A 25,977-nucleotide genomic window follows, 5' to 3' on the forward strand; every position below is an offset into this window, starting at 1 on the left:
CTTTTTTTGAGAATTTATAATCAATAAACAAGTTTTTAGTAGTCTCCAATGGAATTGATTCGAGGTATTCACAACATCAAACCACACCATCAAGGGTGTGTGTTGACGATCGGGAATTTCGATGGTGTTCACCTCGGACATCAAGAAGTTTTACGCCAAGTGTCTGAGCAAGCTAAACAATTAAGTTTGCCTTCAATTGTAATGACATTTGACCCTCAACCATTGGAGCTGTTTGCTAAAGACAAAGCGCCAGCGCGCTTAACGCGTCTTAGAGATAAGTTTGTTCAGTTGAGCAAATTGAATATCGAAAGGCTGCTTTGTGTGAACTTTAATCATCAATTCGCTAATCAAAGTGCTGACGAGTTTATTAGTGACTTGTTGGTGAAGCGTTTGGGTGTTAAGTTTCTCGTCGTAGGTGATGATTTCTGCTTTGGTCGTGGTCGAAAAGGCAATTTTGCCATGCTGCAAGAAGCAGGCAGAAAGTACGGTTTTGAAGTGGTAAGCACTCAAAGCTTCTGTTTACAACAATTACGTGTAAGCAGCACTGCGATTAGAGAAGCCTTAGCGCAAGACAAGCTTGAGCAAGCAGCCGAAATGCTTGGGCGTGATTACAGTATTAGTGGACGAGTTTCTCACGGGAGAAAACTCGGCAGAACGATCGGTTTCCCGACGGCGAACATTCCACTAAAACGTTGCGTGTCGCCAGTTTCTGGCGTGTATACCGTTCAAGCTCTAGGCTTGGGCGAAGAACCTGTCGGCGGTGTTGCCAATATCGGCAATAGACCAACAGTTAATGGCGTACGCCAACAACTCGAAGTACATTTATTCGACTTTAAAGCCAACTTATATGGCAAACAGCTAGAAATCGTACTTTTAGATAAGATTCGCGACGAACATAAATTCGAATCGTTCGAAGCTTTGAAACAACAAATTGAATTGGATGCTGAAGCAGCAAGGGTGTGGCTGCGTCAGTATAAAGCCCAAGCGGTTTAGTTCGCTGCTTGGCATAATGTCTAACTGTCACCCAACACAACGGAATTAAGAATCGATGAGTGAGTATAAAGATACCCTGAACCTTCCTGAAACAGGGTTTCCGATGCGTGGCAATCTGGCAAATCGTGAGCCAGAAATGCTTAAGCGTTGGTATAAAGAAGACCTTTACGGTGAGATCCGTAAAGCGAAGAAAGGCAAAAAATCTTTCGTTCTACACGATGGCCCTCCATACGCGAATGGTGACATTCACATTGGTCACGCACTAAACAAGATTCTTAAAGACATTATTATTAAATCCAAAACACTTTCTGGTTTTGATGCACCGTACATTCCTGGTTGGGACTGTCACGGTCTACCAATTGAACTAATGGTAGAAAAGAAAAAAGGCAAACCAGGCCAAAAAATCTCTGCGGCTGAGTTCCGTGAAGAGTGTCGTAAGTACGCGGCAGGTCAGGTAGAAGGTCAAAAAGAGAGCTTCAAACGCCTAGGTATCATGGGTGAGTGGGATAAGCCTTACCGCACTATGGATTTTGCGACTGAAGCAAACATCATCCGTGCACTGGGTAAGATTGCTGATAACGGCCACCTACTAAAAGGTTTCAAACCAGTTCACTGGTGTACAGACTGTGGCTCTGCACTTGCTGAAGCAGAAGTAGAGTACAAAGATAAAGTTTCTCCATCTATCGACGTACGCTTTAAAGCGGCCGATGAAGCAGCACTTCTATCTAAGTTCTCATTGAACGAAGGTCATGAAGGCGAAGGCGATATCTCAATTGTTATCTGGACAACCACACCTTGGACACTGCCAGCAAACCGCGCAGTATGTCTACGTGATGATCTAGAGTACGTATTGATCCAAGTAGAAGGTGAGTCGAAGGAGCGCATCATTGTTGCTTCTGAGCTAGCGAAAGATGTGATGGATCGTGCGGGTATCGAGCACTTCCATAATCTTGGCTTTGCAAAAGGTAGCGACCTTGAGCTATCTCAGTTCAATCACCCATTCTACGACTTCACGGTTCCTGCGATCCTTGGCGATCACGTAACCACGGATTCTGGTACTGGTGTGGTTCACACAGCACCTGGCCACGGTCAAGAAGACTTTGCAGTCGGTAACAAATACAACCTAGAAGTGGCTAACCCAGTAGGTTCAAACGGTGTTTACCTGCCGGATACTGAGCTATTTGCTGGCCAACACGTATTCAAAGCGAATGATGCAGTTGTTGAAACGCTAAAAGAGAAAGGCGCGCTGCTACATCACCACGCTTACGAGCATAGCTACCCGCACTGTTGGAGACACAAAACTCCAATCATCTTCCGTGCAACGCCACAATGGTTCGTATCTATGGACCAAGCGGGTCTACGTGCAAAAGCACTAGAGTCAATCAAAGGTGTTGAGTGGATGCCTGAGTGGGGGCAAAGCCGCATCGAAGGTATGATTGAAGGTCGCCCAGAGTGGTGTATCTCTCGTCAACGTACTTGGGGTGTGCCAATCGCTCTATTCGTTCACAAAGAAACGGCAGAGCTTCATCCAAACACTTTAGAGCTGATTGAGAAAGTGGCTCAGTTAGTTGAAGAGAAAGGCATTCAAGCTTGGTGGGATCTAGAAATCTCTGACCTACTAGGTGAAGAAGCGGATAAGTACGAGAAAGTACTCGATACGCTAGACGTATGGTTCGATTCAGGTGTGACTCACTACTCAGTTGTTGATGCTCGTGAAGAGTACAACGGCGCGTCAGCAGACTTATACCTAGAAGGCTCTGACCAACACCGTGGCTGGTTCCAGTCTTCACTCATTTCATCAATCGCGATGAAAGACGAAGCTCCATACAAGCAAGTGCTTACTCACGGTTTCGTGGTTGACGGTCAAGGTCGTAAGATGTCGAAATCTATCGGTAACGTAGTTGCGCCAAAAGATGTAACTAATAAGCTAGGTGCAGATATCCTGCGTCTATGGGTTGCTTCAACTGACTACACAGGTGAAGTTGCGGTTTCTGATGAAATCCTAAAACGTTCTGCAGATGCGTACCGTCGTATCCGTAACACAGCACGTTTCTTCCTTGCTAACCTAAGCGGCTTTAACCCAGCAACGGATCTCGTTCCTGCTGAAGAAATGGTTGCTCTAGACCGTTGGGCTGTAGGTCGTGCACTAGAGGCACAAGAAGAGATCGTTAAAGCTTACGGTGAGTACAACACTCACGCAGTAACACAGCGCTTAATGCAGTTCTGTTCTATCGAAATGGGCTCATTCTACCTAGACGTGATTAAAGACCGTCAGTACACAGCGAAACTTGGTGGCCACGCTCAACGTAGCTGTCAGACAGCGCTTTACTACATCGTGGAAGCACTTGTTCGTTGGATGGCACCAATCATGTCATTCACAGCAGACGAGATCTGGAACGAGATGCCAGGCGAGCGCGATAAGTTTGTCTTCACAGGCGAGTGGTATGAAGGTCTGTTCGGCTTAACTGAAGGCGAAGAGCTTAACAACGAATTCTGGGCTGAAATCCAAGCGGTTCGTGGTGGTGTGAACAAACTGTTAGAAGACGCTCGTAAAGAGAAGACCATTGGTGGTTCTCTGCAAGCTGAAGTGACGCTTTACGCTGATGATGCACTAGCGGCGAAACTAAGCAAGCTGGAAGATGAGCTACGCTTTGCTCTACTAACTTCAGCAGCAGTTGTTAAGCCTCTTAGCGAGAAGTCAGAAGCGGCGCAAGCAACAGATGTCGAAGGTCTATTCGTTGAAGTGAAAGCAACTGAAAACGAGAAGTGTGACCGCTGTTGGCACCACACTCCAGATGTTGGCACAATCGAAGGTCACGAGAAGATCTGTGGTCGTTGTGTGTCTAACGTTGATGGCGAAGGCGAAGTGCGCAAATTCGCTTAAGATTAGCGGAACTTTATTAAAATAATCTAGCCCCAGTATCTACTGGGGTTATTTTTAGGAACTTTATGAGCGAACAAACATTTACTCTAAAGCAATCAGGCGTACGTTGGCTGTGGCTAGCCTTGGTTATTTTCCTTGCGGATATTGGCATCAAGCTATTCGTAATGGATAACATGGGTTATGGCTGGGCGAATCGAATTGAGGTACTGCCTTTCTTTAATCTATTGTATGTCCATAACTATGGTGCTGCGTTTAGCTTTTTGAGCGACCAAGCGGGTTGGCAACGTTGGCTATTTACTGGTATCGCGTTTGCGGTAACGGGTATGCTGACATACTGGATGAGCAAACTTCCGGCACAAGAAAAATGGAACAACATTGCTTACGCCATGATTATTGGTGGTGCTGTGGGCAATGTGTTTGACCGTGTTGTCCATGGCTTTGTGGTCGACTACCTAGACTTCTTCTGGGGTAATTATCATTGGCCTGCATTTAACTTAGCCGATACCACTATCTGTATTGGTGCAGCAATGATTATTCTTGATGGCTTTCGCAAGAAAGAAGATGCCAAAGCCTAATTCGTGATAAATTGAATAACCCTAGGCGCTGTCGGTTGATTCCGGTAGCGCTTTTTAGTATACCCGTCATATTTGAAGCCGCAGCTTCAACTATTTAGGGTATACACCTATAAAAATAACGACCTCAAGGAAGCAGTAACGTGACTACCATTGCCCAAGATTCAGCAGTAACTCTGCACTTTACCATTAAAATGAAAGATGGCTCTGTTGCCGATAGTACCCACAATATGGGAAAACCAGCCAAGCTAGTGATTGGTGATGGCAGCTTGAGTGATAACTTTGAACAGTGTCTTCTCGGGCTCAGTAGTGGCGAGAAAAAGGCCATTGAGCTTAAAGCGCACGACGCGTTTGGTATGCCTAACCCAGACAATATCCACCATATGGACAGAACTAAGTTTGTTGGTGACGCAGAAGTTGAAGTAGGAACGATTATGGCGTTTTCAGGCCCTGATGGGATGGAAATTCCTGGAATCATTAAAGAAATTGCTGGGGACTCAGTGACCGTTGACTTTAACCACCCTCTAGCAGGACAAGATGTGACTTTTGAAGTTGAAATTTTGTCAGTAGAATAGCGAGCCAAAGCGAAAATATAATCATCATGAGCAATGAAATGAAAATTAAGTTAGCTAACCCACGTGGCTTTTGTGCCGGTGTTGATCGCGCGATCAGCATTGTTGAGCGAGCACTCGAAATGTACCAACCGCCAATCTACGTACGCCATGAAGTGGTACACAACCGATTTGTGGTGGAAGGGCTAAAACAACGTGGCGCTATCTTTGTTGAAGAGTTACATGAAGTACCTGATGACAACATCGTAATCTTCTCGGCTCATGGTGTATCTCAAGCGGTACGTAAAGAAGCCAAAGAGCGTGATTTAACCGTGTTCGACGCCACTTGCCCATTGGTGACTAAAGTTCATATGGAAGTGGCGCGCGCAAGCCGTAAGCATATGGAAGTGGTACTGATAGGACACGCAGGCCACCCTGAAGTCGAAGGAACCATGGGGCAATATGCGAGTGAGCAAGGTGGCATGTACCTAGTTGAAACTCCGGCAGACGTGGTTAGCTTAAAAGAGAAAGTGAAAGATCCAAGTCACTTACACTACGTTAGCCAAACAACACTGTCTGTGGATGAAACTGCAGATGTGATTGAAGAGCTGCGACGCGTATTCCCTGATATTCAAGGCCCTCGTAAAGATGATATCTGCTACGCAACGCAAAACCGTCAAGATGCCGTGCGTGAAATGGCAACTGATGTCGATGTTGTGATTGTGGTTGGCTCTAAAAACTCATCTAACTCTACTCGCTTAAAAGAGCTTGCAGAGAAACTAGGCACACCGGGTTACCTGACCGATTGCCCTGAAGACATCGAGCCTAAGTGGTTTGAAGGTAAAGTGAGAGTCGGCGTAACCGCCGGAGCTTCTGCGCCAGAAGAACTGGTTAACAAGATCCTAGATCGTATTAAAGAGCTGGTAGGCACGCGCTCTGTCGAAGAGATCCAAGGCCGTGAAGAAAACATGTTCTTTGAAGTGCCTAAAGAGCTACAAATTAAACAAGTCGACTAACTGAGTTGAATCTTAATCCAGCCCCTAACTTACTCTTAAGTTAGGGGCTTTTTTGTACCTGTTTTTAAATATCTAGTTTGTTAATAATCATATAAGTTTCAAGATTATATGTTGTGAGTCGTATTTTCTTGCCATTGCTTGTTGTGTATTACATTTGAGCCACGCGGAACGATATAGTGCGATTAGTAATTGGACTAGGAGTCGTTCATGCAAGTTATTAAAAAGTGGCTTACTTTTTCTATCGTTTTACTTGTCGTCGGTTGCAATAGTGATCTCGACAAATCCATTCCAGAAGACGCGAACTGGAGCCAGTATCAACTCGATAATGGGTTGCGCTACCACCTCTACCCAACAGAGGATAAAGAGGTTTCAATTCGCCTCATGATTCACGCAGGCTCGATCCAAGAGGCTGACGATCAGCAAGGCTATGCTCACTTTGTCGAACATATGGCGTTTAATGGCAGCCGTTATTTTACAGGTAACGATGTAATTAAACTGTTCGAGAAAACAGGTGGCAGCTTTGGTGCCGATATTAACGCGTTCACTGGATACCAACTGACAACGTATAAAATGGATCTCGCTGATCAAGAACATCTCACACTCGCTTTGACTTGGATGAGAGATGTCGCAGACGGTATTAAGTTTGAACCTGAGCAGGTTGAGCGCGAGAAAGGCGTTATTCTCGGTGAGTTCCGTGCTACTCGACCAGAGAATGAGCCTTTGTTTACCAAAGCTTATCTAGAAGCAATAAAAGGTACGTTGGTAGAGGGGAAGGATCCTCTAGGAACTCAAGAGTCAGTGCAACAGGCGTCTGTAGAAGGGTTGAAAAACTACTACCAAACATGGTACCAACCGCAAAATGCTGAGTTGATCATCTCCGGCAACATCAACAGTGAAGAGCTTTCAAAGCTTATCGCACAGCAATTTTCAACTTGGAAAAGTAATGGTAAGCCAGCGGCTAACAAGCAACGTGATTACAGCATTAACGAAGAGTCACACTCCTTATTAGTGGGGGAGATGGAGTCACCAAGCTTACATTTCCTAGTTGATAGAGGGCCTATCGCCATCACCACTTTTAAGCAGCAGTATCAATACTGGCTAGATGATGTTACTCAGCAGTTAATCTCTCAACGACTTCACGCCGCCTTCAACAATGCCGCTCAAGCGGTGCAATATTCGGGAAGCTACACTCAATGGATTGAATACAACCGATATTCAGCAGCGAGTATCGCTTTTTCGGCTGATAACAGAGAGGCGAGTCAGCAACTGTTTTTAGAGACTTTACGCTCTTTAAGAGACTATGGGGTTAGCCAAAGTGAGCTAGAGAGTATTATGACTGGCTATCGCAATAGTTTGTCTAACTTCGATAGTGAATGGGATAAGCGCAAGCCATTGCAAATTGTGGATGACAAGGTATTCGCTATTGAACAAGCTATGCCAGTACAAAGTCGAGAGACAAATCGCAAAGCCCTGAGTGAGTTTGTCACGCATGTTGATTTGAAGCGAGTCAATGACAACATAGAAGATCTGCTTTCGTCTGATCTCGCTTGGCTTCAGGGTTATAGTGCAGACGAATCTTTGAGTGCCTTAGAACAGCAGTTCAATAAACTCCCTGAGCGGTATGCTCAAGCCGGCTTTAAACCGTTGGCGTTGCAGCAAGTGACCTCAGAACTGAAACAACCCGCAACACAGGGCGAGATAGTGTCGCAAGTGGATAGAGAACGTGACTTCACTGTATGGCAATTGAGTAACGGTGTCGAAGTTTGGTTCCAACGTGACCCTAAAGCTGGTAAAAGGGCACATATTGTCTATGCCAGCCAAGGTGGTAAAGCAGCCCTAACTCCTGATTTGTACGCAGCAAGTGATTTACTGCCACAGTCTGCTGCCCGAAGTGGGTTAGGAGAGTTTAGCGGCGCGCAATTTGACAGCTACTTGCGTAAGAAAGATATCGCAGTGTTTCCATTTATTGGTCTGACGTTTCATGGGGTAGAGATAAACGCTACGGCGAAAGAGTTACCCTTAGCTCTGAATACTATCTTTAACATTACAACTGAGGTGAAGGTTGAGCCGCGTCAACTGGAAGCCGTGAAGCAAGAGTTTTATGAGAACAATAGTGCTTATTACAACTCCCCTGAAGGTAAATGGTACAAAGCGATCAATGCTGGCACTTATCAACCAGATAGTCGTCACCGTTTCGTATTGAACCCAGAATTTGCTGGAGTCACTACCGAGCAACTGCTGGAAGTTCATCAGCGCTTGTTCCGCTACAACCGGGATAATAAGTTGGTCATTATTGCCGATCTTGAGCCTGGGCAAATTGCTCCTATGTTGCGTAAGTACATAGCGTCAATTTCGCTGCGAAAAGATAAGCCTTCCCCGCTGAACTTTGACAATGGTTACAACACAGAGTTAGCACCTCTTATTGAAGTTAATGAAGGCAGTGAAAAAGGCACTATGCTGTTAACTCGTCTGATTAACACGCAACAAAGAGCGAAAACAGCCAAGGATGTTTTTGCTGAGGACGCACTAAAACGCATCGCAAGTGCACGTCTTCTTGAAGAAGTCAGGGAAAAACGTGGCTTAGATTACTCTCCAGAGATTTACCCTGTGACTCAAGATGGAGAGCAAGTCTCTGATTGGTCTGTAACGGCAAAAGTCGCAAGCGAAGATGTCAAAGAGGTACAGCAAGCTTTAGATACCATGTTTGATGGATTAGCTAAGTCTATTACTGAAGAAGAGGTGTCTACTGCGACTAAGCAACTTGCCGTCGCGCTTGAGCCGATCAATGATGATCCTATTCAGCGCGCTTGGTTTTATAGCCGTTACTTAATCCATGGCTATGGCATTGATGCACTGCTTGATATTGAAGGTACGACGAATAGCATTACTTTGAGTGACATTCAGCAGCGAGCAGATTGGACATTCGGTGCCAACAGTCAAAAAATGACAGCGACCTTATCAGCAAAAAACTAAACAGTGTGCCAAGGTGAAACTTGGCCTCTCTGAATTTGGTATTTCTGACTATATAACAAAGGCTCCCGAAGGAGCCTTTTTCGCAAGCAAAGATATTGTTGGTTTACGCAGTTTCAGTGACTGCTTTTGGTTTCTCTTCGTCTGCTAGCTCTGTTTCACCTTTACCTTTCGACGTTTTAATCACGTAACCAGTAACGGCTAGAGCAAACAAGATACCTGAGATGGTTGAAACTTGAATTGGCAGACCAAAGCCTAGTGTGCTGTTGTTCAAAATGAAGGTCGCACACACAGTTGTCATGAAGATAGCAGGAACAGTTGTAATCCAGTGCATCTTATTGTGACGAAGTAGGTAAGCTGAAGCGGTCCATAGCATCATGACAGCGGTTGACTGGTTAGCAAAACCGAAGTAGCGCCAGATAACACCGAAGTCTACTTGAGTTAGGATGCCACCAATAATGAATAGTGGAACGGCCATCATTAAGCGGTTACGCAGTGCTTTTTGGTCAACGTTAAAGTATTCAGCTAGGATCAAACGACTAGAGCGGAAAGCGGTATCACCAGAGGTAATTGGTAGAATCACTACACCTAGGAAAGCAATTACACCACCAAACACACCCAGTAGGCCAAATGACGCGCTGTAAACAACATTGCCTGGGCCACCATTGCTTACTGCCTCAGACAGTGCATCTAGGTTACCAAAGAACGATAAAGCAATCGCACACCAGATAAGAGCAATAACACCTTCACCAATCATTGCACCATAGAACACAAAGCGGCCGTTCTTCTCATTTTCCATACAGCGAGCCATCAATGGCGATTGTGTTGCGTGGAAGCCAGAGATTGCACCACAGGCGATGGTAATAAACAGCGCAGGCCATAGCGGCATATCGTTAGGGTTTAGATTAGTGAACATGTCGCTCACTTTGAAGTCACCCATCACTGTATGTTCGCTTGAGAAGGCAACCGCAGTCATCAAGCCAACAGACATGAAGATCAGTAGAGCGCCGAACAGTGGGTAGAAGCGGCCAATGATTTTATCAACAGGAACAATCGTTGCGATGATGTAGTAAGCGAAAATCGCGATGACCATAGTCGTCATGCTAACCGATAGGCTAGTTTGGTCATTGATTAGATTAGTGATCATACCAGCAGGTGCTGATACGAATACCACACCAACCAATAGCAATAGAACAATGGCAAAGATATTCATAAAGTGTTTTGCGCCATTGCCTAAGTAGCGGCCAGTAATGGTAGGAACAGAGGCACCGCCGTTACGAACAGACAGCATACCTGAGAAGTAATCGTGTACTGCACCAGCGAAAATACAACCGATAACAATCCACAGCATAGCCGCAGGGCCGTATAGGGCACCCATGATAGGGCCGAAGATTGGACCAACGCCAGCGATGTTAAGTAGCTGAACGAGGTAAACTTTCTTGGTAGACATTGGCACGTAGTCAACACCATCGGCTTTGGTATGAGCAGGAGTTTGACGTTTTTCGTTAATGCCGAAGACTTTTTCTACAAAAGCTCCATAAATAAAGTATCCGCCGATTAGGGCTGCAACACAGGTTAGAAACCACAACATAGCACTTGTTCCTTAGTGAAATTGATTAAGCTCACCATGCATACTATGGGGTTACTTGGCTATCATCATCTGGTTATGGAGTGAGTGGTCGTATAACGAAGTGAGTGGCTTGCTGAGAAAATAAGTGGTTTTTACATTTGGTGAGTGGCAATTATTAGGATTTAGTGGTTTGATTAATAGAAGTCTGCAAAAACAAGGAAAAACAATGAGAAACATCGTTATCGCAGCGTTAGTGTCAGTATTGGCGGCTTGTAGCAGTAGCCCTGAGCAGTTAGCTGAGCAAGGGGATTGGTATCAAATTGGTTATCAAGATGGCATCACTGGTCACACTCAACGCTCTTACACTGAATTGGCGAGTTTAGGCAGTGTTAAACACTCGGATTATGAAGAGGGTTATTTAGAAGGGGTAGGCGAGTATTGTAACCCTGATTTTGCTTATCAGATCGGGTTATCTGGTCAGTATTATGAGGGTGTATGTGAAGGTACCGAAACAGCACAAAGATTCCGCATGGAGTGGCAGCGTGGTTGGAATGAACACCAAAATTAACGCTTTATAGAGTTGAGGGAGAAGAGTGATCTTCTCCCTTTTTCATTTTCTATTCACCTTGGTGGTGTTGAACCGCTTTACGTAAGAAACCATCTTGCTTTTCTAGCTGACTCTTAGCTTGAGATAACTCCATACCAGTCAGTAGCATTAAAATCGCCAGTTTCACATCATAATCGGTTTTCTCTAGCGTTTCGGTGGCTAGGCTCTTATCACAATCTGTCGCTTGCATAACGATTCTGGCTGCGCGTGCGACGAGCTTCTTATTCGTCGCTTTCACATCGACCATAAGGTTCTGGTAGCTCTTACCCAAGCGAATCATACTAGCTGTGGTAAGCATGTTAAGCACAAGCTTTTGCGCAGTCCCTGATTTTAAACGCGTCGAGCCAGTCAGTGCTTCTGGGCCTACAACTGGGCTAATGGCTATTTGGGCAATGTCGGCAATCGTTGAGTCTGGGTTACAAGACAGAGCAACAGTCGTCGCTCCAATGTCATTGGCGTATTCCAATGCTCCGATGACGTAAGGGGTTCGGCCGCTCGCCGCAATACCGACCACCACATCTTTAGCGCTAAAGTTAATCGATTTGAGATCGTCAACACCAAACTCACGGGAGTCTTCCGCTCCTTCCTTTGCTTTTAAAATCGCTTCTGGGCCGCCAGCAATCAGGCCAATCACCATTTGGTCTGAAACGCCAAACGTTGGAGGACACTCCGAGGCATCTAACACACCTAAGCGTCCGCTAGTGCCAGCACCCATATAAACAAGTCTGCCACCCACTTTAAATGCAGCGGTGATCTTGTCGACTGCTTGGGCTATCTCGGGTAGGACTTTTTCTACCGCTAATGGGACTTGTTGGTCTTGCTGATTGATTCGCTGAACAATTTCCAGAGAAGGCAATAAGTCGATATCCATCGTCTCTGGGTTACGTCCTTCAGAAACGAGATGAGAAAGAGCGGCGATTAACGCATCGTTAGTCATAGTGGTCCTTATTTATCAGCAAAGTACATCACACCAAGGGAGACCGCTTTACTGGCTCCGGTGACTTCAGGCAGATTGCTTGGCAAATTGTGAATACGGCGATAGGCGAGCCAAGCAAAGGCCATCGCTTCCATATTGTTGCTGTCTACACCCTTGTCATCGGTCAACATGACCTGCCAATCAGCTAGCTGCTGGGTGAGACAACGCATTAGAAGAGGATTGTGTGCTCCTCCGCCGCATACCAGTAGTTCTGGTGAGCTGCCAACGGCGAACTTACCTACCTCGTTGGCAATTGTTATCGCGGTATACTCGCACAAAGTCCGTTGCACATCTTCAGGCTTAATAGAGAACTTAGCGAGGATAGCTTCTAACCAAGGTAAGTTAAACAGCTCGCGACCCGTGCTTTTAGGCGCGCTGAGCGCAAGATAAGGCTCACTGAGTAATTCAGTCAGCAAATCTTGATTGAGCTTTCCTTGTAGTGCGAATTGAGCATTGTAGTCATAGGCATTGCCAGTGTGTTTAGCACACCAGGCGTCCATCAACATATTACCTGGGCCTGTATCATACCCAATAACGGTTTGTTCAGGTCGTAAAACGGAAATATTGGCGATGCCTCCAATATTAAGTACCACCACACTAGACTCTGTAGAACCAAAAATCGATTGGTGAAATGCAGGAACCAGTGGCGCTCCTTGACCTCCAAGAGCCATGTCCTTGCGTCTAAAGTCCGCAATGGTGTCTATTCCTGTTAGGGCGGCAATAATATTGGCGTCACCGAGTTGGGTGGTAAATGGAGTATCTCCAGTCGGTTGATGATAGACGGTCTGACCGTGATTGCCGAGCGCTGTGATCTGCTCGGCAGCATAACCCGTTTTGTTTAACAGAGCTTGAACGGCTTGCGCGTAGAGTTGCCCGAGCAAATGATCAAGTTGACCAATTTCAACTAAGCTCGTTGCCTGACCTAGGCTAACATTTAATAGGCGCTGCTTAAGCGATTGCGGAATTGGATAGTCGAGGCTATCTAGCAAGCGAACTTGATTGTGTTCGATCTCAACCAAAACAGTATCGATACCATCAAGGCTAGTACCAGACATAATGCCAATATACAGCTCTTTACTCATTGTTATTTTCCACTTGTTGTTTTGCTAGCCAAATCGCCCCGTCTAAGGCATCTCCTTTGGGCTGAATCACTCTAGGCTGCCATGGGTTACCAAGCCGTGATTGATAGTATGCGCCTAAACTCCCTAGAAAAGCGATATCTAAGTCATTATTTTCACAGCACTTTGCTATAAGCCTATCAATATGCCGACAGCCTTGGTTCAAGATGGCTGAGCTATCAGGGCAAGACTGCTCAGCCAGTCGAATGACATCGGGAGCGAGTTGGGCAAATTCTGTTGCTGTAGTGTGCTTTAGCCAAGTTATGACCTCAGCGCGAGAGTCGCCAATATTGTGTTTAAGATGATCAGTTAACGGCGAAGGAGAAGCTCCTTCGAGAGTATTGATTAACGCCCTAATGCTTTGCTGACCAAGCCAAGCACCACCACCTTGATCGCCGATAGGAAAGCCCCATCCACCAAAGATTTTCACCTCTCCATCACGGTTAAGCTGACTCGCCACCGAGCCTGTACCAACCGCAATGACGTTAGTTGGTTGACCTTGATTGGCGCCTAACAATGAAATATGAGCATCAGTCGTGATTTGGCAATATGGGTAATTTGTTAAAGCTAATTGTAGTTGTTGTTTTAGCTCCAGATTCCCAGCTCCAGCAACACCAACAACGATTGAGACTTGCTCTGCACGCAGTCTGTGTTGCTCAAGGCAAGCAGCAATGGCATGTTGAATAAGTTCTATTGCTTGCTTGCCTTGTTGTGTAAGGGATGACGGACCAAGCGTTAAGGTGAAAAACGGGTCCGCCGTTAGGGGTTCCAGAGGTGTTAAACGAAGAGCGGTTTTGGTTCCGCCCCCGTCGACAGCAAGAAGGTGTGTAATCATATTAAGCCGTTTGTAGCTGGTCTTGCTCTTGTTTGCTTGTTTTCCCACACAAACAAACACAAAGCGAAACCAAAGTACCAATGCAAAGCTGATACGGGAACGCGAGCTGAACACCAACCCACTCTGGGTTAATAACACCCATGATGCTGTCCCATACATAAGCTTGCAGCAGCAATGTCGTTAAGAAGCCAGCGATAAGCGCCATGGCAACCGAAGTTTCACTACCACGTTTAGTAAAGATGGCGGTGAAGTAAACCCCCAGTAAGCCTGTGTAAGCAAAAACCATCACGCTGAGAGCAAAAGAGAGGAGCGGCATATCCGTATACTGTTGCCAGTAGAAACAAAGAATCCCCATGCTACCCAGTGCGGTTGCGGCCACGGCCATGCCTAATCGGCCTGCTTTGACATAGTGGAAGTCATCTTGTTTGCCATCACGAGCTTCTTTCCAAGGACGATAGAGATCTTGCACCGCCACTGAAGACATTGAGTTCAAACCAGAATTGAGCGTAGATAATGCGGCAGCAACGACGCCAACAGTCACCAGACCACGCAAGCCAGCAGGCATTTCGTTGAGGACGTAGTACATAAAGATGGTGACATTTTCGCCATTGAAGTTTTGTACTACTTCTTTACCTTCAACACCCATAAGCTCTGGTCGTTGATAAAAAACATACAGTAGCAAGCCGATGGTCATAAACACCAGTACGACAGGAATCGAGAAGATAATGGAATTGATCATCGCCTGTGAACCCTGTTTGGCGTTTTTACAGGTCAGAACTCGTTGAGTCATATCCTGATCAAGACCAAATGCACCGATGTTGAGTAACACAAAACCTGTAATACAAGCCCAGAAGCTAAAGGTGCCGGCTGGTGAGAAATCGAGGCTAAAATCAAATAGTGTCAGCTTAGAGATTTGATCATTGCCCGGGTTTTGTAAGGCATGACCAATTTGCCCCATATCCGCTGGAATCTGTCCGAGAAGATAGACGATGACAGCAAGGGCTGCGCCCACATAAACAATCAACTGAATAAGGTCACTCCAGATGACAGAGCGAATCCCGCCCATATAGGTGTAGGCAAGACCGACGATAACCAGAATCACGACCGAGGTAATGACGCTAGATGGTTCAATGTTCGTAAACAGGATCATCGACACGGCGATAGCGGCCATATAAAGGCGAGAACCAGAAGCAAAAACACGTCCCACCAGGTACATCAAGCCTGCGCGCTGTTTGGTTTTTTCACCAAAACGAACCTTAAGCAGCTCGTAAACGGTCGAGACTTTGTTGTGGTAGAACTTAGGAATCAGTACCCAAGCAACAAACAAAGCACCTAATATCCCGCCGATATTGGTGGCTAAGTAAGTTAGGTTACCGCGGTAGCTTGATTCTGGTCCGCCAAGGAAAGTAGCTGCAGACTGAGATGTCGCCAGTACCGATACCGCAACCACCCACATTGGCATACTGTTGCCACCGAGAAAGTAATCCTTGGTTGAAGTGATTTTGACACGGCTGAAGTGCCAACCTGTGTAGGCAATTAGCGCAAAGTAAAGCGCGAATACTGCCCAATCTAATGAGGTAAATAGAGAATTCATAGCAGCTCCATAGCATGAATTGTGTAGGGTATATCTTTGTTATTTTCACCAGTATGCTGTGAAGAATAAGTGATTCAAATAGCTATTCCTTGGTGGAATAGTGACCAGTTGTTTTCTATGACCATGATCCCATTTAATCGTCGAAGCTATTCCGCCGTGAATTGTTTTTTGGAATAGCTATTCCAGATGCAGACTTAGCTGAGTACACTGGCATCAATTGATAGGAGGCTTGATGATGAAAGGGTTAGCGCGAATAAAAACGCTTCTGCCAAAGCTATCACCATCCGATACGCAGATTGCTCAGTTCCTTCTAGAGTACCCTGAGCAAGTCAAGGTAATGTCATCTCCAGAGCTGGCTAAAGCGGTGGGAGTGAGTCAGTCCACCATTGTTAAGTTCAGCCAGAAAATAGGCTACAGCGGGTTCTCTGAATTAAAGGTCAAGCTGTACGAAAGTGAGATAAGCTACCAGCCGACCTCACGTAAGGCGATTCATGGCACTATCTCGCGTAGCGATGATATTCCGCTGGTGATGGCTAAGTTACTTGCGAGTAAACAGCAGTCATTGGAGAGAACTATTGCGCTCAATGAAGGCGATAAGATAGAGCAGGCCACGCGTTTGCTTCATTTAGCGGGCAAGATTCAGATAGCTGGTGTTGGGGCTTCTTCGCTGGTGGCGAAAGACTTAAGTTACAAGCTAATGAAAATTGGTCATGCGGTGCATTGTGAGCACGATGCCCATATCCAAATTGCCAATGCCTCGGCTTTAAATGAGAACGATGTGTTGATCGCTTTGTCTTACTCGGGGCGAAGCCGCGAAATTCTTTGCGTCGCTCAAATAGCTAAAGGGCGTAAAGCAAAGGTGATTACCATCAGCCAATTAGCGCCAACGCCATTAGACAAGTACTCCGATATAAAGCTAATGACTGCCGCCGACGAAGAGCATATTCGTAGCTCATCGATTACTGCGCGTGACAGTCAGTTATTGATTACTGATTTACTCTTTATTGCTTTAACTCAGCAAGAAGAGAGTGCAGATCAACTGATAGAACAAAGTAAATCCGCAGTAGCGGCATTGAAACAATAAGGATTCGTTATGGGACCGTTATGGTTAGACGTAGCAGGCTGTGAATTGACTGCGGAAGATAAAGAGATTCTTGAGCACCCAACGGTTGGCGGTGTGATCTTATTTGCCCGCAACTACCATGACAGTGAGCAGCTACTGGCTTTGAACAAATCGATTCGTCAAGCGGCTAAGCGCCCAATTCTGATTGGTGTTGACCAAGAAGGAGGCCGTGTTCAGCGCTTTAAAGAAGGATTCTCACTGATTCCGGCTGCTCAAAAATATGCTCAGTTTGATAATGGCGAGCAACTTGCAGAGCAAGGTGGCTGGTTGATGGCAGCAGAGTTGGTTGCCCATGATATTGATTTGAGCTTTGCACCTGTTCTTGATAAAGGTTTTGATTGTAAAGCGATTGGTAGCCGTGCGTTTGGTGATGATGTTGATACCATAATCCGCCACAGCCTGGCTTACATGAAAGGGATGAAAGCGGTTGGAATGTCGACGACGGGTAAGCATTTCCCTGGACATGGCGGCGTTGTGGCTGATTCACACTTAGAAACGCCATTCGACAGCCGAGACACTATCTTTGAACAAGATATGGCGATTTTTAAAGCCCAGATTGAATCGGGAATTTTAGACGCAATGATGCCCGCGCATGTTGTTTTCCCACACTATGATGATCAGCCTGCAAGTGGTTCGGAATACTGGCTTAAACAGATACTGCGTGAAAAGCTTGGTTTTAAAGGCATTGTTTTCTCCGATGATCTGACAATGGAAGGTGCATCGATCATGGGCGGCCCCGCAGAGCGTTCACATCAGGCATTGGTGGCTGGGTGCGATATGATTTTGGTGTGTAACAAGCGTGACGCTCAGGTGGAAGTGCTAGACAATCTGCCTGTAATGGAAACCCCGCAAGCAAATGGCTTATTGAAAACACAGAGCTTTAGCTTGTCTGAGTTACATAGCAGTGAACAATGGAAACAGGCTTCCGAGGCCATGAAGCGCATTATTGACGCTTAATCCCGTAGACCCACTCAACGAGCCGCACATCAAGTGCGGCTTTTTTGTTATTAGTGAAAACCTAACATCTCTTTTAAGGTCTTCAAGTAACGTCGACTCACCGGAAGTGGATGGTCACTGACGGTGATAATTTCTGCTAGGCCATTTTCGAGCAGTTTTATCTCTTTGATTGCTTTGATGTTAACCAAAAACTGGCGGTGACAGCGAACCAAAGGCGTTTTCTCTTCAAGTACTTTTAACGTCAGCTGAGATGTGGCTTTCTGTTCATGGGTTTGAACATGGACACCACTGATATCACTGTAGGCAAATTCAACGTCTTGGGTTGGAATAATGACGATGCGGTTTAAGCCAATACATGGTACTTGATCTAAGCTCTGTGGCGTAATGGCGGCAAATTGATGTGTGTCGGCTTGTTTTGATTTGAGTAACCGCTTGACGGTTTTCTCCAAACGACAGGTATCAACAGGTTTTAGCAAGTAATCAAAGGCATTATCTTCAAATGCTTGGACAGCAAACTCATCATAAGCGGTGACAAACACCACATTCGGCATGGTTTCAGGGTCGAGCATCGCTAACAGCTCAATCCCAGTAATCTGCGGCATTTGGATATCAAGAAACACCACGTCAGGCTTGAGTTGATTGATTTTCTTCAACCCTTCAATCGCATTGCTGGCTTGATCTATTACTTCAATGTGACCCGTTTCTTCGAGTAGCTCGGTCAGTTCCTCGCGAGCAAAAAGTTCGTCATCTATGACTAATGCCGAAAGCATGTTGATACCTTAGTACATGTTCTTATTTGGAATGATAAAGCTCATCCGAGTAAAATGGTTAGGCTCGACTTCAATATTGAGAGCTGAAGCGCGACCAAATTTATTGCTCAGTCGTTTGTCGACAATCTGCATCCCCAGGCCCGCATGGTCATCGGCTGGTGGCGTGTAACTGCCTGCATTGTCTTCCACCACAACTTGGAATCCTGCCTCACTTATTTGACTGTAGATGTGAATCTTACCGCCTTCCAGAAGATTAGAGATACCGTGTTTAATGGCGTTCTCAACTAACGGTTGTAGGGTAAAGGTCGGTACTTTTCGAGTTAGCAGCGCTTCATCAATATCAATTGTCACTTCTAAGCGGTCGGTAAAACGCGCCTTCTCTATCGTGAGGTAGGCATTAACGTGGGCGAGCTCTTCTTGCAGCGTGACCGTTTCAATATCTTGCTTCAAGTTGCTACGAAAGAACTGAGAAAGGTGCTGAATAAGCTCCCGAGCTTTAGGTGGATCGCGCCTGATAACGGCACTGATAGTATTGAGAGCATTGAATAGGAAATGTGGATTGACCTGAGCGTGCAGCAGTTTGATTTCGGCTTGAGATAACAGCGTTTGTTTTTGCTGGTAATCGCCAAACAAGATTTGGCTTGAAAGTAGTTGCGCTATCCCTTCCGCCATCGACATATTGATGGTGGAAAATAACTTACGCTTGGGCTCGTAGAGCTTGATGGTGCCAATGACCTTGTCGCCTGCGCGAAGAGGAATGATCAGTGCTGAACCAAGCTTACAATCTGCAGAGATAGAACATTGATACGGCTTTTCTGCACCGTCTAGGTAGATGATGTCGTCTTGTTGAATAGCATCCAAGGTGCTTTGTGAAGAGATAGGAGTATTGGGTTTGTGGTGATCATCGCCGATACCAACAAAGGCAAGAATCTTTTCATCATCGGTAATCGATACCGCACCGACATTGGTCTCTTCATAGACAATACGGGCAATTTTCTCAGCGTTCTGCACATTGAAGCCAGAGGCCAGAATACCAACAGAACGCTCTGCAATATTTAGCGCGCGGCGAGAAAAGGTTGCTGAGTATTCTTCGAAGATGGTTTTTCTGTCCTGCAAAATACTCATAAATAGCGCTGCGCCTACCGAGTTAGCGATGATCATTGGCGCTGCAATAGCAGAAACCAAAGAATAAGCTTGATCAAACGGTTTAGCGACGATCAATATGATCAGCATCTGGACAATTTCAGCAACGAGAGTAATGGCGAACACAACGCTTGGGTTGAACAGTTGGTCAGATTTGTTCTTACGCACAAAGTAGATATGGAACAAGCCGCCAATCAGCCCTTCTGCTGTGGTCGAAATTGCGCAGGCGAGGTCGGTAAATCCACCTAGAGTATAGCGGTGTAGACCTCCGGTTAGCCCGACAAAGAAACCAACGATCGGTCCTCCAAACAGTCCTCCCATCACAGCGCCAATCGCGCGCGTATTGGCAATCGCATCATTAATCTGCAAACCGAAGTAGGTTCCCATGATACAAAATAGCGAAAACAGCACATAGACGCTCAGTTTGTGACTAAGACGGTTAGAGATATTTAGCAGAGGCAAAAAGATAGGCGTCTTGCTTAGCATATAAGCTAAAACCAAATAGACACACATTTGCTGAAGAAGAGAGAGGATCAGATCCATAACGAGTCAACTAGCGGGATTTAGGCTTATTTTAGTTAAGATTCCTTCTAGAAAACATGCTTATCTCATACTTTGGTAATAAAGAGAGTTAAAATATGAGGTGTAAATTAATTTTTACGTATGTGTTTTTTTATATTTACACCTTGAAATCTATATTCAGCCTGTTATTTTATGCTTATTCCAACCTAGTAAACACGGATACAGCTAGGTGTAAAAATTAATATACAGGTTAGAGTTATGCAAAAAAGTGAATTGAGCAATATTAACATTAGTGATGAACAAGTTCTTATTACACCTGAAGAGCTAAAGGCGAAACTACCTTTGAGTGACAACGCTCGACGTTTTATCCAAGAATCTCGTCAAACCATTGCTGATATCATCCATAAGAAAGATCACCGCTTACTTGTCGTATGTGGTCCATGTTCAATTCACGATGTTGATGCTGCAAAGGAATATGCTAAGCGTCTAAAAGTACTCTCAGAACAACTGAGTGATCAACTGTATATTGTTATGCGTGTTTACTTTGAGAAGCCTCGTACTACTGTCGGCTGGAAAGGCTTGATTAATGACCCACATCTAGATGGCTCATTCGATATCGAGCATGGTCTGCATGTTGGTCGTGAACTGTTAGTGGAACTCGCTGAAATGGAAATCCCACTTGCGACGGAAGCGTTAGACCCAATTAGCCCACAATACCTAGCAGATACCTTTAGCTGGGCCGCAATTGGCGCCCGTACTACGGAATCACAGACGCACCGTGAAATGGCGAGTGGTCTTTCAATGCCAATCGGCTTTAAAAATGGTACAGATGGCAGCTTGGCAACGGCAATCAATGCGATGCAGGCTGCTTCTTCAAGCCACCGTTTCATGGGTATCAACCGTGAAGGCCAAGTCGCTCTACTGACGACTCAAGGTAACCCAAACGGCCACGTTATTCTCCGTGGTGGTAAGCAGACTAACTACGATTCTGTTTCTGTCACTGAGTGTGAGCAAGATATGGCTAAGCACGGCTTAGAAGCGTCACTGATGGTTGACTGTAGCCATGCAAACTCGCGCAAAGATTTCCGTCGTCAGCCGCTTGTAGCAGAAGATGTGATCCATCAGATTCGCGAAGGCAACAAGTCTATCATCGGCTTGATGATTGAAAGCCATATCAATGAAGGTAATCAATCTTCAGATATTCCTCTCAATGAAATGCAATATGGCGTATCGATCACCGATGCGTGTATCAATTGGGATACAACTGAGGCACTATTACGTCATGCACATGAAGAGCTAGTCCCTTTCCTAGAAGACCGCTTGAAAGGGTAAGTAGAGAGCACAAGGAATATCAATGGCAGTTGAATTGAATGAATTGCGTGATCAGATAGACGCAGTCGATAAACAAATTCTTGATTTATTATCCCAACGACTTTCTTTAGTTGAGAAGGTTGGCGAAGTAAAAAGTGAGCATGGTTTGCCAATCTATGCTCCGGATCGTGAAGCCGCAATGCTGGCTTCGCGTCGTGAAGAAGCCGAGAAAAAGGGCGTACCACCTCAGCTGATTGAAGATATTTTGCGCCGTACTATGCGCGAGTCTTATGCGAGCGAGAAGGATTCTGGCTTTAAGTGCCTCAACCCTGAATTGCGCTCTGTTGTCATCGTTGGTGGTAATGGTCAACTGGGTGGACTGTTTGGTCGCATGTTCACACTGTCTGGTTATGATGTAAAAGTACTTGGCAGCAAAGATTGGCACCGCGCTGATGAACTGCTAGAGAATGCTGGCATGGTCGTAGTGACCGTGCCAATTCATCTGACTGAAGGTGTGATTGAGAAGTTGGGCAAACTGCCTGAAGATTGCATTCTGTGTGATTTAACCTCGATAAAATCTAGACCGTTACAAGCGATGTTGAACGTCCATAAAGGGCCTGTTGTTGGTTTACACCCTATGTTCGGTCCAGATGTGCCAAGTTTAGCTAAGCAGGTGATTGTCTACTGTGATGGACGTGGTGAAGAGCAATATCAATGGCTGTTAAAACAATTCTCTATCTGGGGCGCGAGCTTATGCCAGATTGATGCAAGTGAACATGACCACGGTATGACTTTGATTCAGGCGCTAAGACACTTTACGTCGTTCGCCTACGGTCTACACCTAAGCCGAGAGAACCCAAATATCGATAAGCTACTGCAGCTTAGCTCACCTATCTACCGTTTGGAGTTAGCAATGGTTGGTCGTCTGTTTGGCCAAGATCCTAACCTATACGGGGATATCATTCTCTCTTCTCAGGAAAACATCGACATGATCAAGCGTTTCCACCGCTGTTTCGGTGAGGCGTTGGAAATTTTGGATGGTAATGACAAACAAGCATTTGTCGAGAGCTTTGATAGAGTGAGTGACTGGTTTGGCGATTACTCAAAGCAGTTCCTTGATGAGAGCCAGAACTTGTTAAAACAAGCCAATGACTCCATTCATCGCGGCTAATAAGTCGAGAATGAATAGAGAAAGAGCGACCAAACGGTCGCTCTTTTTGTTTTCTCAGGAAGGCTATTGCACTGTAAGATTATCAACCTGTGGCTCTTGGTCGTTTTTTACCGTGCTGACAGAGCTGTCTTGATAAGGGTTGTTGGTCAAGTTAACTTGTAGTCTGACTGTATCATCAATCAGCTTAACCAGTGGGGCCCACTTTACCTTTTTCTCTTTCTCGAACAGATAGTTAAAGTTCTCTGGCGTCCAGTCCATGGTGTATTGAGGATTCAGAGCACGCCCGAGGAAGCGCACTTCATAATGCAAATGAGGGCCAGTGGAGTTACCTGAGTTACCACAAGTGGCAATCAGATCACCTTTACTGACAAACTGTCCGCTACGCACTTTAAACTGATGCAAGTGGGCGTAGGAGCTCATAAAACCAAACGAGTGGCGAACGGTTAAGAAGTTGCCAAAGCCTTTTTTGCTTGGACGGACGGTTTCAATCACGCCATCAGCTGGTGCATAAATCTCTTCACCACGCTTACAGGTAAGATCGATCCCGGTATGGGTATGTCTTTTGCCTGTGATTGGGTTAGTACGACGACCAAAGGAAGACGAAATACGCTCGTAGTTCATTGGTGTGTCGTTTGGAATTAAGCGAAACATGGTGGCGCGAACTGCAGAGTCGACTGCTGCCGCATCAATGCGGTTTTCTAGGCTGACATCATCCGTTAATGATTCATCTGCAAGACCAAGAACGGACTCCACATCGTAGACGCGTTTGCCCAAGACATGTATTTGATTGCGCTTATCTTCTAGCTCTTGGGAAAGAGAGTGAGTGGTATCAACCTGTTCTTCATAAAGCACTTCAAGCTCGCTGAGCTTATCGACGAGCGCATGGTACTTTTGTTGAGTGGTTTGTTCTTGATACCACTGGTAGTAGCCATAACCGACACCTGAAAAAAGGGTGCCAGCGATGACCGCTATAGAAGTAAACAGAGTCTTTCTTGAAACATCAAAAGTTTGTACCCCCGATGAATCGGGGATAGAAATGGTAATTTTCTTCGACATAAACTAGTTAGTTTAGGTGTATTCACCTAAATCAGAGAGGTGTTCGATATCCCTGTGTAACAGGTCATCATCACCTACATTTAATTCAACTAATCGCTTCAAATGTCCGATACTCTCAATATCAATATGATCAATGCTGACACGAATCACATTGTTATTAAGCCCAACGATATTTCCTACAAGTTGGATCGTGACATCACTTCCTGCAAGCGAAAATTCAACATCTACTTGTTTATCTGTGTCGAGCTGGTCTGATTGTTCGCTAGTAAGGAGTAGGCCATGTAGCGACAAGTCACACACTAAGGCGTTAACCACAGTGGATTCTTGAGTCAGTGTAGCTTGAGTTTGATAAACAATGCGCGAAAAACGACGACGTTCGATCATAATCTTCTCTCTATATTTCAACTCGTAAGAGTAACAAAACTAAAGTGGCTACTATGCGCGGTTGTTCGCATTCTTCGCTTTAATCAATACCGAAAGTTATCCGTATTGTGAGCTATATAATAAAGGCCGCTAATATTAGCGGCCTTTGCACAAATTTCAAGCGTATTTACTTAGCAATACGTTTGTACTTGATGCGATGCGGTTCCGCTGCTTCAGGACCAAGGGTCTTCTTCAGCCACTCCATGTATTCAGTATAGTTACCTTCGTAGAAGTTAACCTGACCTTCATCGCGGTAGTCGATGATGTGCGTAGCGATACGGTCTAGGAACCAACGGTCGTGCGAGATAACCATGGCACAGCCAGGGAACTCAAGTAGTGCTTCTTCTAGTGCACGTAGCGTTTCAACATCAAGATCGTTGGTTGGTTCGTCGAGTAGTAGTACGTTACCGCCAGCTTTGAGAAGCTTAGCAAGGTGTACACGGTTACGCTCACCACCAGAAAGCTCACCAATGATCTTCTGCTGATCTGAACCTTTGAAGTTAAAGCGTGAGCAGTAGGCACGAGCAGGAATTTCGAAGTTGTTGATCTTGATGATGTCAGCGCCTTCAGAAATCTCTTGGTAAACCGTTTTTGAATCATCCATAGAGTCACGGAACTGATCAACAGACGCAAGTTTAACCGTGTCACCCATCTCAATTGTACCTGAGTCAGGTTGCTCAGTACCGCTTAGCATTTTAAACAGAGTGGACTTACCTGCACCGTTGGCACCGATGATACCGACGATTGCACCTTTAGGCATGCTAAATGATAGGTCATCAATCAGAACACGGCCGTCAAAAGACTTAGATAGGTTATTTACTTCGATAACCTTATCACCTAGACGCTCACCTGGCGGGATGAAGAGTTCGTTGGTTTCGTTACGCTTCTGACGATCACCGCTTTGCAGTTCTTCAAAGCGAGCCATACGTGCTTTAGATTTAGACTGACGACCTTTAGGGTTTTGACGAACCCATTCAAGCTCTTTCTCAATCGTTTTCTGGCGCGCTTTCTCTTGAGAGGCTTCTTGTTGTAGACGAGCATCTTTTTGCTCTAGCCAAGAAGTGTAGTTACCTTGCCATGGGATACCTTCGCCACGGTCAAGTTCAAGAATCCAGCCAGCAGCGTTGTCTAGGAAGTAACGGTCGTGGGTGATTGCCACAACAGTACCTGTGTAATCCACTAGGAAGCGTTCTAACCAAGCAACAGACTCTGCGTCAAGGTGGTTGGTTGGTTCGTCGAGTAGTAGCATGTCTGGCTTCGAAAGAAGTAGGCGACAGATGGCGACACGGCGACGCTCACCACCAGATAGGTGTTCAATCTTCTGATCCCATTCAGGAAGGCGAAGTGCATCAGCAGCACGCTCTAGAGCATTCTCTAAGTTGTGACCTTCTTTCGCTTGGATTAGCGCTTCAAGTTCACCTTGCTCTTTTGCTAGCGCATCGAAGTCAGCATCTGGTTCTGCGTAAGCTGCGTATACTTCGTCAAGACGCTTCATCGCACCTGCAACATCGGATACCGCTTCTTCAACGATTTCACGTACCGTTTTAGATTCGTCCAGTACTGGTTCCTGTGGTAGGTAACCCACATTAAGACCTGGTTGTGGACGCGCTTCACCATCAATATCGGTATCAATGCCAGCCATGATGCGTAGTAGGGTAGATTTACCTGCACCGTTTAGACCCAAAACACCGATTTTTGCGCCAGGGAAGAAGCTTAGAGAGATGTCTTTAAGAATTTGTCGCTTTGGTGGCACAATTTTGCTCACTCGCGACATGGTATATACGTATTCAGCCATTGCCGATCGTTCCTAAATAG

General features: G+C 45.6%; 21 protein-coding genes. 11 read left to right on the plus strand and 10 right to left on the minus strand.

Features of this window, described 5'->3' with window-relative positions:
* Positions 1-48 precede the first annotated feature (48 nt).
* From ribF to AC5O63_RS15920, 6 genes are all read left to right on the plus strand, one after another.
* Positions 49-993 (plus strand): bifunctional riboflavin kinase/FAD synthetase, encoded by a 945-nt coding sequence (ribF, locus tag AC5O63_RS15895; RefSeq protein WP_239826710.1) that lies wholly within the window; start codon positions 49-51, stop codon positions 991-993.
* Between the two features lie 55 nt (positions 994-1,048).
* A complete protein-coding gene (ileS, locus tag AC5O63_RS15900) occupies positions 1,049-3,877 on the plus strand; it encodes an isoleucine--tRNA ligase (RefSeq protein ID WP_494505564.1) in 2,829 nt (942 codons plus the stop codon).
* A gap of 65 nt (positions 3,878-3,942) precedes the next feature.
* Positions 3,943-4,452: a signal peptidase II gene (gene lspA, locus AC5O63_RS15905; RefSeq protein ID WP_494505565.1), complete on the plus strand. Its 510-nt coding sequence runs from the start codon at positions 3,943-3,945 to the stop codon at positions 4,450-4,452.
* Between the two features lie 140 nt (positions 4,453-4,592).
* Complete coding sequence (fkpB, locus tag AC5O63_RS15910; protein WP_494505566.1) at positions 4,593-5,024, plus strand: FKBP-type peptidyl-prolyl cis-trans isomerase; 432 nt, start codon at positions 4,593-4,595, stop codon at positions 5,022-5,024.
* Positions 5,025-5,050: 26 nt separating this feature from the next.
* Positions 5,051-6,016, plus strand: coding sequence for a 4-hydroxy-3-methylbut-2-enyl diphosphate reductase (gene ispH, locus AC5O63_RS15915; protein WP_494505567.1), 966 nt, complete (start codon positions 5,051-5,053; stop codon positions 6,014-6,016).
* A gap of 207 nt (positions 6,017-6,223) precedes the next feature.
* Positions 6,224-8,989 (plus strand): M16 family metallopeptidase, encoded by a 2,766-nt coding sequence (locus AC5O63_RS15920; RefSeq protein ID WP_494505568.1) that lies wholly within the window; start codon positions 6,224-6,226, stop codon positions 8,987-8,989.
* Positions 8,990-9,092: 103 nt separating this feature from the next.
* Here the strand turns inward: AC5O63_RS15920 and AC5O63_RS15925 are convergent, their stop codons facing one another.
* Entirely contained in the window at positions 9,093-10,577 is a 1,485-nt protein-coding gene (locus tag AC5O63_RS15925; protein ID WP_494505569.1) for a carbon starvation CstA family protein, read from the minus strand.
* A 205-nt stretch (positions 10,578-10,782) separates the two neighbouring features.
* Between AC5O63_RS15925 and AC5O63_RS15930 the strand changes: the two genes are divergently transcribed.
* Positions 10,783-11,124, plus strand: a complete 342-nt coding sequence (locus AC5O63_RS15930) for a DUF2799 domain-containing protein (RefSeq protein WP_054962728.1) — start codon at positions 10,783-10,785, stop codon at positions 11,122-11,124.
* Between the two features lie 49 nt (positions 11,125-11,173).
* On the opposite strand, the gene murQ is transcribed toward AC5O63_RS15930, so the two are convergent.
* From murQ to AC5O63_RS15950, 4 genes are read right to left on the minus strand one after another with little or no spacing between them, the layout of a single operon-like run.
* Positions 11,174-12,100: an N-acetylmuramic acid 6-phosphate etherase gene (murQ, locus tag AC5O63_RS15935; RefSeq protein WP_494505570.1), complete on the minus strand. Its 927-nt coding sequence runs from the start codon at positions 12,098-12,100 to the stop codon at positions 11,174-11,176.
* 8 nt (positions 12,101-12,108) lie between these two features.
* Positions 12,109-13,221, minus strand: a complete 1,113-nt coding sequence (locus AC5O63_RS15940; protein ID WP_494505571.1) for an anhydro-N-acetylmuramic acid kinase — start codon at positions 13,219-13,221, stop codon at positions 12,109-12,111.
* Positions 13,214-14,092: a glucosamine kinase nucleotide-binding domain-containing protein gene (locus AC5O63_RS15945; protein WP_494505572.1), complete on the minus strand. Its 879-nt coding sequence runs from the start codon at positions 14,090-14,092 to the stop codon at positions 13,214-13,216. Before AC5O63_RS15945 ends, AC5O63_RS15940 begins: the two co-directional genes overlap by 8 nt.
* A gap of 1 nt (position 14,093) precedes the next feature.
* Positions 14,094-15,686, minus strand: coding sequence for a sodium:solute symporter (locus AC5O63_RS15950; protein ID WP_494505573.1), 1,593 nt, complete (start codon positions 15,684-15,686; stop codon positions 14,094-14,096).
* A 235-nt stretch (positions 15,687-15,921) separates the two neighbouring features.
* Between AC5O63_RS15950 and AC5O63_RS15955 the strand changes: the two genes are divergently transcribed.
* Positions 15,922-16,770, plus strand: coding sequence for a MurR/RpiR family transcriptional regulator (locus AC5O63_RS15955; protein ID WP_494505588.1), 849 nt, complete (start codon positions 15,922-15,924; stop codon positions 16,768-16,770).
* Between the two features lie 9 nt (positions 16,771-16,779).
* Positions 16,780-17,766 (plus strand): beta-N-acetylhexosaminidase, encoded by a 987-nt coding sequence (gene nagZ / locus AC5O63_RS15960; protein ID WP_494505574.1) that lies wholly within the window; start codon positions 16,780-16,782, stop codon positions 17,764-17,766.
* 50 nt (positions 17,767-17,816) lie between these two features.
* Here nagZ and btsR read toward each other — a convergent pair whose 3' ends face one another.
* Together btsR and AC5O63_RS15970 are read right to left on the minus strand one after the other, a co-directional pair.
* Positions 17,817-18,536 carry a two-component system response regulator BtsR gene (btsR, locus tag AC5O63_RS15965; RefSeq protein WP_171325691.1) on the minus strand — a complete coding sequence of 240 codons (720 nt, stop codon included), beginning with the start codon at positions 18,534-18,536 and terminating at the stop codon, positions 17,817-17,819.
* A gap of 9 nt (positions 18,537-18,545) precedes the next feature.
* Entirely contained in the window at positions 18,546-20,222 is a 1,677-nt protein-coding gene (locus AC5O63_RS15970; protein ID WP_494505575.1) for a LytS/YhcK type 5TM receptor domain-containing protein, read from the minus strand.
* Positions 20,223-20,459: 237 nt separating this feature from the next.
* Here AC5O63_RS15970 and AC5O63_RS15975 point away from each other — a divergent pair, with 237 nt between their 5' ends.
* Together AC5O63_RS15975 and tyrA are read left to right on the plus strand one after the other, a co-directional pair.
* Positions 20,460-21,533 carry a 3-deoxy-7-phosphoheptulonate synthase gene (locus AC5O63_RS15975; protein ID WP_004744837.1) on the plus strand — a complete coding sequence of 358 codons (1,074 nt, stop codon included), beginning with the start codon at positions 20,460-20,462 and terminating at the stop codon, positions 21,531-21,533.
* Between the two features lie 22 nt (positions 21,534-21,555).
* A complete protein-coding gene (tyrA, locus tag AC5O63_RS15980) occupies positions 21,556-22,683 on the plus strand; it encodes a bifunctional chorismate mutase/prephenate dehydrogenase (RefSeq protein WP_171325687.1) in 1,128 nt (375 codons plus the stop codon).
* Between the two features lie 63 nt (positions 22,684-22,746).
* Here the strand turns inward: tyrA and AC5O63_RS15985 are convergent, their stop codons facing one another.
* The 3 genes from AC5O63_RS15985 to ettA form a co-directional block, all read right to left on the minus strand.
* The gene (locus AC5O63_RS15985; protein ID WP_494505576.1) at positions 22,747-23,739 is read right to left on the minus strand and encodes a M23 family metallopeptidase; all 993 of its coding nucleotides are present in this window, start codon (positions 23,737-23,739) and stop codon (positions 22,747-22,749) included.
* A 12-nt stretch (positions 23,740-23,751) separates the two neighbouring features.
* Complete coding sequence (locus tag AC5O63_RS15990; RefSeq protein ID WP_494505577.1) at positions 23,752-24,123, minus strand: PilZ domain-containing protein; 372 nt, start codon at positions 24,121-24,123, stop codon at positions 23,752-23,754.
* A gap of 166 nt (positions 24,124-24,289) precedes the next feature.
* Positions 24,290-25,957 carry an energy-dependent translational throttle protein EttA gene (gene ettA, locus AC5O63_RS15995; protein ID WP_272786348.1) on the minus strand — a complete coding sequence of 556 codons (1,668 nt, stop codon included), beginning with the start codon at positions 25,955-25,957 and terminating at the stop codon, positions 24,290-24,292.
* Between the last annotated feature and the right edge of the window lie 20 nt (positions 25,958-25,977).

It is taken from the genome of Vibrio sp. SCP2, from assembly GCF_059295395.1.